This window comes from Streptomyces sp. NPDC007875 (assembly GCF_042868035.1).
Lineage (GTDB): Bacteria > Actinomycetota > Actinomycetes > Streptomycetales > Streptomycetaceae > Streptomyces > Streptomyces antimycoticus.
Genome location: NZ_JBIADZ010000011.1, coordinates 255,104 through 266,964, shown reverse-complemented (window position 1 = coordinate 266,964; position 11,861 = coordinate 255,104). Strand labels below are relative to the sequence as shown.

At 72.1% G+C, this 11,861-nt stretch carries 8 protein-coding genes; 1 reads left to right on the top strand and 7 read right to left on the bottom strand.

Translation table 11 applies throughout. The features are described from left to right. The 3 genes from ACFYOY_RS24325 to ACFYOY_RS24315 form a co-directional block, all read right to left on the bottom strand. A complete protein-coding gene (locus ACFYOY_RS24325; protein WP_351886699.1) occupies positions 1 to 1,122 on the bottom strand; it encodes an energy-coupling factor ABC transporter permease in 1,122 nt (373 codons plus the stop codon). A 205-nt stretch (positions 1,123 to 1,327) separates the two neighbouring features. Further along, on the bottom strand, positions 1,328 to 3,571 hold the full coding sequence (locus ACFYOY_RS24320; RefSeq protein WP_388589529.1) for an MMPL family transporter: 2,244 nt from the start codon (positions 3,569 to 3,571) through the stop codon (positions 1,328 to 1,330). A gap of 131 nt (positions 3,572 to 3,702) precedes the next feature. After that, positions 3,703 to 4,320, bottom strand: a complete 618-nt coding sequence (locus ACFYOY_RS24315; RefSeq protein WP_351886693.1) for a TetR/AcrR family transcriptional regulator — start codon at positions 4,318 to 4,320, stop codon at positions 3,703 to 3,705. Positions 4,321 to 4,453: 133 nt separating this feature from the next. Here ACFYOY_RS24315 and ACFYOY_RS24310 point away from each other — a divergent pair, with 133 nt between their 5' ends. Next, on the top strand, positions 4,454 to 7,816 hold the full coding sequence (locus ACFYOY_RS24310) for a S41 family peptidase (protein ID WP_351886690.1): 3,363 nt from the start codon (positions 4,454 to 4,456) through the stop codon (positions 7,814 to 7,816). A gap of 106 nt (positions 7,817 to 7,922) precedes the next feature. On the opposite strand, the gene ACFYOY_RS24305 is transcribed toward ACFYOY_RS24310, so the two are convergent. The 4 genes from ACFYOY_RS24305 to ACFYOY_RS24290 form a co-directional block, all read right to left on the bottom strand. Further along, the gene (locus ACFYOY_RS24305; RefSeq protein ID WP_388589525.1) at positions 7,923 to 8,240 is read right to left on the bottom strand and encodes a hypothetical protein; all 318 of its coding nucleotides are present in this window, start codon (positions 8,238 to 8,240) and stop codon (positions 7,923 to 7,925) included. A gap of 119 nt (positions 8,241 to 8,359) precedes the next feature. Further along, positions 8,360 to 9,265, bottom strand: a complete 906-nt coding sequence (locus tag ACFYOY_RS24300; RefSeq protein ID WP_351886684.1) for an SDR family oxidoreductase — start codon at positions 9,263 to 9,265, stop codon at positions 8,360 to 8,362. Further along, entirely contained in the window at positions 9,262 to 10,212 is a 951-nt protein-coding gene (locus ACFYOY_RS24295) for an alpha/beta fold hydrolase (protein WP_388589522.1), read from the bottom strand. The genes ACFYOY_RS24300 and ACFYOY_RS24295 overlap by 4 nt, the downstream gene beginning before the upstream one ends. Beyond that, complete coding sequence (locus ACFYOY_RS24290; RefSeq protein ID WP_388589596.1) at positions 10,209 to 11,738, bottom strand: flavin-containing monooxygenase; 1,530 nt, start codon at positions 11,736 to 11,738, stop codon at positions 10,209 to 10,211. Before ACFYOY_RS24290 ends, ACFYOY_RS24295 begins: the two co-directional genes overlap by 4 nt. Positions 11,739 to 11,861: the final 123 nt, after the last annotated feature.

The window sequence follows — 11,861 nt, the reverse complement described above, 5'->3', positions numbered from 1 at the left end:
TCAGCCCCGCTCGCTCTCGGCCGTCGCCCGGCGCCGCCGTACGACGATGAAGACGCCGGACCCGACGGCGAGCGTGGCGCCCACCCCGATCACCCCGGCGAGCCCGCCGGAGAGCCGGGCGTCGGAGATGTCCTTGACGCCGTAGTCGGCGAGCGGGGAGTCCTTGGCCGCGTGGTCCTCTTCCTTCGCGTCGATCCCCTTGTCATGGGCGACCTTCTCCAGCCCGTCGGGGCTGGCGGAGGCGTAGAAGCTCACGACCCCGGCGCACAGCAGCGCGGCCGCGAGCCCGGCCAGCCACACGCGCCGCGCCGACCGCTGCGGCACGGCGGCGGGCTCACGGGTCGCGGCGGGCTCGGGGGTCTTGGGGGCCTCGGAGGCCGCCGTCGAGGGCTCGGCCGCCGGCGCCCCGGCCCGGGCCACCGCTCCCGGAGCGGCCGGAGCCAGCGGGCTGTTGCGGATCTCCAGCGGACGCGCGGTCACGCCCCGCGCCCCGTAGACCAGATCCGGCCGTACGGCCACGACGGCACCGACCGTCAGCGCGGTGATCGCCGCCTCGCCGATGCCGATCAGCACATGCACCCCGACCATCGCCGCGAAGACCTTGCCGATCGCCACATCGGCCGTGCCGCCGAGCGCGTAGATCGCCGTGAAGGCCACCGCCGCGGCCGGTACGGAGACCAGGGCCGCCACAAAGGACGCGACGGTGACCGTACGGCGGCGACGCGGGGCCAGCTTCACGATCGCGCGGAAGATCGCGTACGCCACGACCGTGGTGACCAGAGCCATGTCCGTGATGTTGACGCCGAGCGCCGTAAGGCCGCCGTCCGCGAACAGGACGCCCTGCATCAGCAGCACCACGGAGACGCACAACACCCCCGTATACGGCCCCACGAGTATCGCGGCCAGCGCCCCGCCCAGCAGATGCCCGCTGGTCCCGGCGGCGACGGGGAAGTTCAGCATCTGCACGGCGAAGATGAACGCCGCCACCAGCCCGGCCAGCGGCGCGGTCCGCTCGTCGAGCTCCCGCCGGGCACCGCGCAAACTGACCGCGACGGCCCCGGCGGCGACCACACCGGTCACCGCCGACACCGGCGCGTCGATGAATCCGTCGGGCACATGCATGGCGGGACTCCGCTCCTGAGCTGCTCCTGAGCTGCTGCTATCGGCCCGATGGTAGCCCGTACCTGCAAGTCGTTCGCAAGAGCGCGGTCATCGCGGAATCAAGCGGAAGCGCGCCGGTCCACATGCCGACGGCGGCCTTCCGGGATCGGAAGGCCGCCGTCGGGCCGGAACGCAACGCCGGTGTCAGACGCGGTTCAGACGCAGATCACACGCGGGTCAGCTCGGCGTCCGGGTCGGAGTCGTGCTGCTGGGCCGCGGGGGTCGCCTCGAGTTGCTTGCGCAGGCCCTCGCCCTCCACATCCACGTTGGGCAGCGCCCGGTCCAGCCAGCGCGGGAGCCACCAGGCCGCCTTGCCGAGCAGCGCCAGGACCGCCGGGACGATGGCCATCCGGACCACGAAGGCGTCGAAGAGGACGGCGGTGGCGAGACCGAAGCCGATCATCTTGATCATCGACTCGGACGAGCCGATGAACCCGGCGAAGACACTGATCATGATGACCGCGGCCGCGGTGACCACCCGGGCGCCGTGCCGGAAGCCGGTGACGACGGCCTGGCCGGGGCGCTCGCCGTGGACGTACGCCTCCCGCATCCGGGTCACCAGGAAGACCTCGTAGTCCATCGCCAGACCGAACACCACACCGATCATGAAGATCGGCATCATGCTCATGATCGGACCGGTCTCCTCGACGCCGAACAGATCCCCCAGCCAGCCCCACTGGAAGACCGCGACCACCGCGCCGAGCGCCGCGACGACGGAGAGCAGGAAGCCGAGCGCAGCCTTGAGCGGCACCAGGACGGACCGGAAGACGACCATCAGCAGCAGGAAGGCCAGTCCGACGACGAGCACCAGATAGGGCACCAGCGCGTCGTTGAGCTTCTGCGAGATGTCGATGTTCATCCCCGTCTGGCCGGTCACCAGCACCTCGGCGCCCGTGTCGGCCTTGAAGCCGCTCGCCTCGTCCCGGATGTCGCCGACCAGGTTCTCGGTGTCGATGCTGCTCGGCTTGTACTTGGAGATGACGGTGAGCGTCGCGGTGTCACCGGCCTTGTTGAACGTGGCCGGGCTGACCCCGGCCACGCCGTCCAGGCCGGTGATGGTCTTACGGACCCGCTCGGCCGCGCCCTTGGCGTCATCGCTGCCCTTGGCGTCGACGACCACCATCAGCGGACCGTTGTAGCCGGGGCCGAAGCCATCGGAGATCGCGTCGTACGCCTGGCGCTTCTGGCTGCTGACCGGCTGCGAGCCGTCGTCCGGCAGGCCGAGCTCCAGGCTGACGGCGGGCACGGCGGCCGCACCGAGGCCGAGCACGGCCACCAGGAGCACCATCAGCGGGCGGCGCAGCACGAAGCGCGCCCAGCGGGTGCCCATGTTGGGCTTCTCCTCGGCGGAGGCGTCCGGACCCGCCGCAAGGCGCTCCTCCAGCCGCCGGCGCGCCTTGCGCCCGAACACCCGCTTGCCCGCGAAGCCCAGCACCGCCGGGATGAGGCTGATCGCGATGAGAACGGCGATGACGACCGTACCGGCCGCGGCGAAGCCCATCTTGGTCAGCATCGGGATGTTGACGACGGCGAGGCCGACCAGCGCGATGACCACCGTAAGGCCGGCGAAAACGACCGCGGAGCCCGCGGTGCCCACGGCACGTCCGGCGGCTTCCTCCCGGTCCCGCCCCTCGGCCAGCTCCGCGCGGTAGCGGGAGACGATGAACAGCGCGTAGTCGATGCCGACCGCGAGGCCGATCATCATCGCCAGTGTCGAGGTGGTGGTGGACAGCCCCAGCGTGGTGGCGAGCGCGGTGATCGACGAGATGCCGATGCCGACGCCGATGAGCGCGGTCATCAGCGGCAGTCCGGCAGCCACCAGCGAGCCGAAGGTGATGGCGAGGACGACCGCGGAGATCGCGATGCCGATGATCTCGGTCGATCCGGTCTCCGGCATCTCCTGGAGCGCGTCACCGCCGATCTGCACCTTCAGGCCCGACTTCTCGGCCTTCTCCCCCACCTCCTTCAGACCGTCCTTGGCGGGGTCCTTCAGCTCCATGGAGTTGACCTTGTAGCTGGTCAGGATGTAGGCCGTGGAGCCGTCCTTGCTGACGGCCCGGGCCTGGTAGGGGTCGGCGACCGAGGCGACCTGAGGCGAGCTCGCCTTGAGGTCGGCGACGGTCTTGGTGACCACCGCCTTGTTGTCCGGGTCGGTCATCTTCTCGCCGCTCGGGGCGCGGAAGACCACACGGGCGGTGGCGCCGTCCGCGTTACCTCCGGGAAACCGCTGTTCCAGCAGGTCGAATGCCTTCTGGGCCTCGGTGCCGGGAATGGAGAAGCTGTCGTTGGCGGGCTGTGAGGCGGTGGCGGCGCCGACGCCCGCGACCGCGAGCAGCGCCACCCATATCAGGGCGACGAAGCCGCGTCGCCGGAAGGCGAACCGGCCGAGTTTATAAAGGAAGGTGGCCACGAGAAGAGGTGCTCCCGTCGGTTGGATGGCACTGGGCAGGGATGGGTAACCGAGCCGGCGACGAGAGCGGCGCGCCGGTCGGGGCCTTATGTGGTTGTGCGGGGAGGGGGAGAGAGAAAGCGCGGGAAGGGCTACGCGGCGCCGAGCGCGGGGAGGATCACGGCGTCGATGTAGTCCAGGAGATACGTCTGGTCCGGTTGCTGACCGTCGACGAGCGGTCGGGCGATGAACGCGCCGCACACCATGTGCACGACGAAGTTCAAGGCGGGCCGGTCCGGGGCGATTTCGCCGCGGTCGACGGCGCGCCTCAGCAGCGCGTTGAGCGCGTCGATCTCGGGATAGATCAACAACTCTCGCAGGGCCTCATGAAGGTCCGGATTGTCGTGGCTTGCGTGGGCGAGTCCCCTCATCAGCGCGGCGTCCCGCTCCCGGGCGCTCTCCGAGCACCGCACGATCTCCCGCAGGTCCCCGCGGAGCGTTCCGGTGTCGACACCCTCGAGCAGAACGGGCTTGGTGTGCCGCAGCGCGGTCGCGACCAGCTGCGGCTTGCCTTTCCACTGGCGGTAGAGCGTGGCCTTGCTGGAGTGCGTACGGGCCGCGACGGCGTCCATCGTCAGACCGTCGTACCCGACCTCGCCGAGCAGCTCCACCACCGCCTCGTACAACTCCCGCTCGCGCTCGGGGGAGAGTCGGCTGCGACGCACCCGGGCGGTGTCCCGGTCCTCCGTTGCCTGGTCCATGGCCCGCATGGCGTGTCGCCTCCCTCCGAACGAAACGGTTTCGTACTCCTCCAGCATAAGCGCGCCACTATCGAAACAGCACCGTTTCGTTCGTGGTCTAGGTCACAGAACCGAGTTGCTCCAAATGGCGTAGCTCGAAAACATGGGTGGGGTGGAGCCTTACGGAAGCGACGACGACCTGGCGTACCTGCGATTTCCCCATCTGCACGGCGACTTGCTGTGCTTCGCGGCCGAGGACGACCTGTGGGTCGCCCCGCTGACCGCCCCCGGCGAGCCCCCCGGGCGGGCCTGGCGGCTGACCGTGGACCGTACGCGGGTGGGGCCCGCCCGCTTCTCCCCCGACGGCTCCCAGATCGCGTTCACCACCTGGCGCAGCCTCGACCCGGAGATCTATCTCGTGCCCGCGGCCGGCGGCCCGGCCCGCCGGCTGACCTACTGGGGCAGTACGGACGCCCAGGTCTGCGGCTGGACCCCGCCGGACCAGGACGGCGTCTCCCAGATCCTCGCGGTCTCCTCCCATGAGCAGCCGTTCTCCCACTTCTCCTGGGCCTACACGCTGCCCACCGACGGCAGCCCCGGCGGACGGCTGCCCTGGGGCCCGGTGGCCGACATCGCGGTGGCCGACCTCGACGGCGAGCGCCGCACCCTGCTGCTGACCGGCAAGCCGCCGCATGAGCCCGCCACCTGGAAGCGCTACCGGGGCGGTGCGACGGGGCGGCTGTGGCTGCACGGCACCCGGCTCGCGGAGGAGCTGAACGGCCATCTGGACGCGGCGATGTTCGTCGCCGGCCGGATCGCCTTCCTCTCCGACCACGAGGGCATCGGCAATCTCTACTCCTGTCTGCCAGACGGCACCGATCTGCGCCGCCACACCGACCACGCCGACTTCTACGCGCGCCACGCCTCCACCGACGGCTCCCGCGTCGTCTACCAGTGCGCGGGCGAGCTGTGGCTGGTGGACGACCTGGGCCCGGACGGTGTGCCGCGCAAGCTGGACGTCCGGCTGGGCGGGGCGCGGACCGGGCGGCGGCCCTACCAGGTGCCGGCCGCCTCGCACATCGACTCGCTGTCGGTGGACACCACGGGCCGGGCCAGCGCGGTGTGCGTCCGCGGCAGCCTGTACTGGCTCACCCACCGCGACGGCCCCGCCCGCACCCTCGCCGACACCCCGGGCGTCCGGGTGCGGCTGCCCGTGATGCTGGGCTCGACCGGCCGGGTCGCGTTCCTCACGGACGCGGAGGGCGAGGACGCCATCGAGATCGCGCAGCTGCCCCGGGCCAGCGGCCCCGGTGAGCCGCGCCGGCTGGCCGCCGGGCTGCTGGGCCGGGTGCATGAGCTGGAGTCCTCGCCGGACGGCGACCTGCTCGCGGTTGCCGCGGGCGACGGGCGACTGCTGCTGGTGGACACCTCCCCCGACGGGGACGGCGAGGTCACCGAGCTGATCCGGTCGGACAACGGCCCGGTGGGCGACCTGGCCTTCTCCCCCGACTCGGCATGGCTCGCCTGGTCCCACCCCGGGATAGGCCGCACCCTGCGCTCGATCAAGATCGCGCGGCTGGCCGACCGGACAATAGTGGACGTGACCAATGGGCGGTTCGAGGACGAGGAGCCGGTCTTCACCAGCGACGGCCGCTACCTCGCCTTCCTCTCCTGGCGCGGCTTCGACCCGGTCTACGACGTGCACACCGGCGACCTCTCCTTCCCGCTGGGCTGCCGCCCCTATCTCGTACCGCTGTCCTCCGCCACCCCCTCGCCCTTCGCGCTCTCCCCCGAGGGGCGCCCGGCGGCGGGCGGACTGGATCCGGACGACAGCGGGGACGACGGCGACGGCACGGTGACGGTCGAGGTGGAGGGGCTGGCCAGCCGGGTCACGGTCTTCCCGGTGTCCGCGTCCAAGTACTCCTCGCTGCACCCGGTCAGCGGCGGCGGGCTGGTGTGGCTGCGCTGGCCGATCTCGGGGGCGCTCGGCGAGACGTTCGCCAACCCGGCCGAGACCTCGAGCCGCCCCACCCTGGAACACTTCGACCTGGCGAAGGCCAAGCGGACCGAACTCACCAGTGAGCTGGACTGGTTCGCGGTCAGCGGCGACGGCACCCGGCTGGTGGCCTACGACGACGGCGATCTGCGCGCGATGCCCGCCACCGAGACCGGCGACAGTGACTCCACGGTCCATCTCGACATGCGGCGGATCCAGCACACCGTCGATCCGGCGGCCGAGTGGCGGCAGGCGTACGACGAGGCCGGGCGGATCACCCGGCACTACTTCTGGGACCCGGGGATGTGCGGGGTCGACTGGGACGGGGTGCTCGACCAGTACCGTCCGCTGGTCGAACGGGTCGCCTCGCCCGACGAGTTCGCCGATCTGCTCCGCGAGACCCTCGGCGAGCTGGGCACCTCGCACGCCTACGTCGCCGCCGCACGCCGCAACGAGGGCCCGCCCCACTACCAGCGCCCCATCGGACTGCTCGGCGCCAACCTCACCCGCACCAAGGACGGCCGGTGGGCGGTGGCCCGCATCCTGCCCGGTGAGTCCTCCGACTCCCGGGCCCGCTCGCCGCTGGCCGGTCTGGGCATCCGGGACGGCGCCGTCCTCACTCATGTCGACGGGCGCCCGGTGGACCCGGTGGCGGGCCCCTTCCCGCTGCTGACGGCCGGGGGCGGCACGACGGTGGAGCTGACCTTCGAGCCGCCGGACGGCGAGGGGCCGGCCCGCCGGGTCGCGGTCTGCCCGCTGATCGACGACCGGCCGCTGCGCTACCAGGACTGGGTGGCCCAGCGCCGGGCCGTGGTGCGGGAGTTGAGCGGTGGGCGGTGTGGCTATCTCCATATCCCCGACATGGGCGGCTCCGGGTGGGCGCAGTTCAACCGCGATCTGCGCCGCGAGATGTCGCTGCCCGCGCTGATCGTGGACGTCCGGGGCAACGCGGGCGGCAATATCAGCGAGCTGGTGGTGGAGAAGCTCACCCGCAAGGTCATGGGCTGGGACCTCACCCGCAACGCCCAGCCCGTGTCGTACTCCAGCAACGCGCCGCGCGGGCCGATCGTCGCGGTCGCCGACGAGGCGACCTCCTCCGACGGCGACATGATCACCGCGGCCTTCAGGATCCAGGGCATCGGACCGGTGGTGGGTCTGCGCACCTGGGGCGGGGTGGTCGGGATGACCGGCCGTCACCGCCTCGGCGACGGAACCTCGATCACGGTGCCGATGAACGCCGCGTGGTTCGACGCCTACGGCTGGGGCGTGGAGAACCACGGTGTGGAGCCGGACATCGAGGCGCCGCGCTCCCCCGTGGACTGGGCGGAGGGCCGCGCTCCGCAGCTGGGGGTCGCCGTCCGTACGGCGCTCGATCTGCTGGAGCGGCATCCGGCCGCGACCCCGCCGGACTACTCGGACGTGCCCGATCTGCGGCGTCCTCAACTGCCGCCGCGCGGGGGAAGTGCGCCGCCGCGCAAGGGAAAGAAGTCCTCGCGCAAGGGAAGTAAGCCGCCGCGCAAGGGGAAGTGAGCGCTCCCGCCGGGAGGCCGGGGCAGGAGCGGCGCCGGGCACAGGCAGACGCAGGGGCGCATTCCCATGGTCACCCATGGGGATGCGCCCCTCCCGCTCTGGCGCGTCACATCTCTTCGAAGGGCTCCTGGTCCATCGTCTCGTCGCCCATGCCCGGCTGACGGCGCTCACTGCTCATCCGCTGGGACTGCCCGCGGGCCTCCGGCCGGTCCTGCCGGCCACGGCGCTGCTCCTGCCCCGGCTCCCGGCGGGAGCGCTCCTCCATCCGCTCACCGGACTGCATCCGCTCGCCGGACTGCATGCGGTCGCCGGGCTGCATCCGCTCGCCGGGCTGCTGGCCGCGCCGCGGCTCCTGGCTCCGCCCGCCCTGCGGCTTCCGCTTGGCCTGCTGGCCCTTGTCGTTCGGCTGGTCCTTGGGGCCCATGTGTCACTCCTCATCGGGTGAATGGCGTCGGGCCCGACAAGAGTTACATGTGCTGACTTTCTCCGCATTCCGGATCGGGAGAGTCGAAGAAAGCGCAGGTCAGCACGGTTGACGGAGCGTTACTGGTGACGCTGTGTGCCCGCCGTGCGCGCCTTCTCGTCCGCGGCGCCGCCCTCGCCGACCAGACCGCCCCGCCCCTCCCGGGTCGCCGCCAGCCGTGGTTCGGCGCGGCGCATCTCGCGCCGCCCCACGGCGTGGATGAAGGCGGGCAGATAGCCGCGCACCGACTGCATACCGCGCAGCCACCACTGCGCGTACACATGCGCCGACCGACGCTCGATGCCTGCCACCAGCCGGTCCACCGCCGGGCCCAGCGGATAGGTGCGGCCCGCGGGCCAGGGCAGCCGCTGCCGCAGCTCGCGCATCACCTCGTCCTGGTCGGCGCCGCGCACCATATCGGTGTCCGTCCAGCTCAGATAGCCCACGCCGACGCGCACCCCACGGTGGCCCACCTCGGCCCGCAGACTGTGGGCGAACGCCTCGACCCCGGACTTGGACGCGCAGTACGCCGTCATCATGGGCGCGGGCGCGAGCGCGGCGAGCGAGGCGATCTGCAGCAGATAGCCGCGGCTGGCGGTCAGCGCGGGCAGGAAGGCGCGGGCCGTGGTGACGCTGCCCAGCAGATTGACCTCGATCACCCGCCGCCAGGCCGTCTCGTCGGAGTCGAGGAACGGACCGGCCTGGGCCACCCCCGCGTTGGCACAGACGATGTCCACCGCGCCGAACCGCTCCACGACCTCCCCCGCCACCCGCGCCATCGCCTCGGCGTCGGTGACATCGGCGTGCCAGTGGGCGGAGTCGGTCGGCAGCCGCTTCGAGACCCGCTTCAGCTCCTCGGGCTCCAGGCCCACCAGCGCGACCTTCGCGCCGCGTGCGGAGAGCTTGCGCGCGAGCAGCTCGCCGACCCCCCTCGCCGCGCCCGTCACCACCGCGACCTGGCCCTCAAGGCTCCTGCGCGCACTCATGTCGTCTGCTCCTTCGCTTCGGCGGTTGCTGTGGGGCGGGACGTCCCGAACTCCTCGACCAGGCCTCGGATCACTCCGGTGACCGCCTCGGGGTCCTCCACCGGGGTCATATGGCCGAGCCCCGGAAGCTCGATGAGGCCGGTGCAGTGCGGCAGCGCGGCGGCCAGGGCGGCGGCGTGCTCGGTCGGGGTGAGCCGGTCGGCGGTGCCGACGATGACGGCCGTGGGCATGGTCAGTTCGCCGATGCTCGCCTCCAGTTCGAGGTCGAGCAGGACCCGGCCCCATCCGGCGCGTACGGCGCGGGGGCAGGCGTGCAGGATCCGCGCGCACGCGTCCACCGCGGCCGGGGCGGCGCCGGGGCCCATCGTGGCGTAGCGCACCAGCCGCTTGGCGAACGGGGTGACCGGGCCCAGGGGGGCGCGTGAGCCGAGGAGCACGCGGTGCACCCGCGCCCGTGCCCGCGGGGAGCGCAGCGGCACCACCCGCGACCGGTCCACCAGCCGTGAGGCGCCCGTGCTGCACAGCACCGCGGCGGCCGCGCGCTCACGCAGCACGGGGCGGTCGGCCGCGGCCATCAGCGTCATCCCGCCCATGGAGTGGCCCGCCAGCACGGCCCGCCGACCGGGCGGAAGGGCTGCTTCCAGCACCGCCACCAGGTCGTCGGCCAGGGCGTGGGTGCTGTAGCCGCCGGGCCCCGGGGCCGGGCTGCGGCCATGGCCGCGCTGGTCGTAGACGATCACCCGGTGGTCGGCCGCGAGGGCGCGCACCACCGGCGCCCAGAAGGCCGTGGAGCAGACCCAGCCATGCGCGAGCAGGACCGCCGGGGCGTCCTCGGGGCCGTGCAGCTCCGTGTGGAGCCGGCTCCCGTCGGCCGAGACGACCGTCAGTTCGCGCTCCGGAACGGGCGGGGCGTACGGCCCGACGGGCGGGGAAGGAAGCCGCCTCACCGCGATCCCCTCCCCGCACCCGCCGTGGACACCGTGGCCTTGGCGGGCCCGGTGTGCGGCCGCAGCACCGTGTACTCGTTGAGGTCCACGCGCCGGGTGACCTTCCGCAGCTCGCTGGTGGTCCCGGGCCACAGGGTGGTGTTGCGGCCGTTGTCGAGGTACCAGCTGTCGCAACCGCCGGTGTTCCACACCGTGCGCCGCATCCGTTCCTGGATCATGTCCGTGTAGGCGCGCACCGCGGACGGCCGGGCGTCCAGCGCGACCTTGCCGCCCAGGGTGTCCAACTGGCGCAGATAGTCGGCCATATAGGCCAGCTGCGCCTCTATGACCAGGATCATCGAGCTGTTCCCGAGGCCGGTGTTGGGCCCGATGATGGTCAGGAAGTTGGGGAAGCCCGCAGGGCTGGTGCCGCGCAGCGCCTCCATCCCGCCCTTCCACTCCTCCGCGAGCGTCGTCCCGCGCGCCCCGGTCACCCGCTGCGCTATGGGGACGTCGGTCACATGGAAGCCGGTGCCGAAGATGATCGCGTCGGCCTCGGTCTCGGTGCCGTCGGCACCGACGAGGGTGGCGCCGCGCACCTCCTTCAGCCCGGCCGGGACCACGTCCACATGCGGCTGGGCGAGCGCCGGATAGTAGTCGTTGGAGAGCAGGATGCGCTTACAGCCGATGCGGTAGTCCGGCGTCAACGCCGCCCGCCGCGCGGGGTCCTTGATGGCCCGTCGCATATGCGCACCGGCCAGCCGCTCGACGAACCGCATCTCGCCCGGCCGCTTGGTGAAGGCGCCGACCTGCAGCTCCCGGATGCCCCACAGCACCCCGCGGCGCAGCGCCCGGGTGGCCGGGATCCTCTTGTGCAGCCATCGCTCGAGGCCGCTGATCCGGCGGTCCATCCGCGGCAGCACCCAGGGCGGGGTGCGCTGGAAGAGGGTGAGCCGGCCGACCTCGTGCTGGATGGCGGGGACGATCTGTATGGCCGAGGCGCCGGTGCCGATCATCGCCACGCGCTTGCCGCGCAGATCGGCGGTGTGGTCCCAGCGCGCGGAGTGGAAGACGGCGCCGGGGAAGCCGTCGAGCCCGGGAATGTCCGGGATCCGGGGGTCGGCGAGCGGACCGGTGGCGCTGACCACGACATCGGCGGTCAGCGAGCCCCGCGCCGTCTCCACCTCCCAGTGCACCGCCGCGGAGTCCCAGCGCAGGGACCGCACTTCGGCGCCGAAGCGCAGGTGCGGCCGCAGCCCGAAGGTGTCGGCGACCCGCTCCAGATACGCGCGGATATGCGGCTGGCCGGAGAAGTTCCGGGGCCAGTCGGGGTTGGGCGCGAAGGAGAACGAATAAAGATGAGACGGGACATCGCAGGCACACCCCGGATAGGTGTTGTCCCGCCAGGCCCCGCCGACCGCCTCCGCCCGCTCCAGGACCACGAAGTCCGTGATGCCCGCGCGGCGCAGCCGCACCGCCGCTCCCAGACCGCCGAATCCGGCCCCGATCACCGCCACCCGCACATGCTCATGCGTCAGCCCAGCCATGCCGCCGCCTCCCACGAACGCGAATACGACCGTGCCAGCAATCACTGGCACGATGGGAGCGTAGGACAGAGATCTACCGAGCGGTAGGGGCTGTGGACAACGAAGTTACCGCCGGTCGCACCC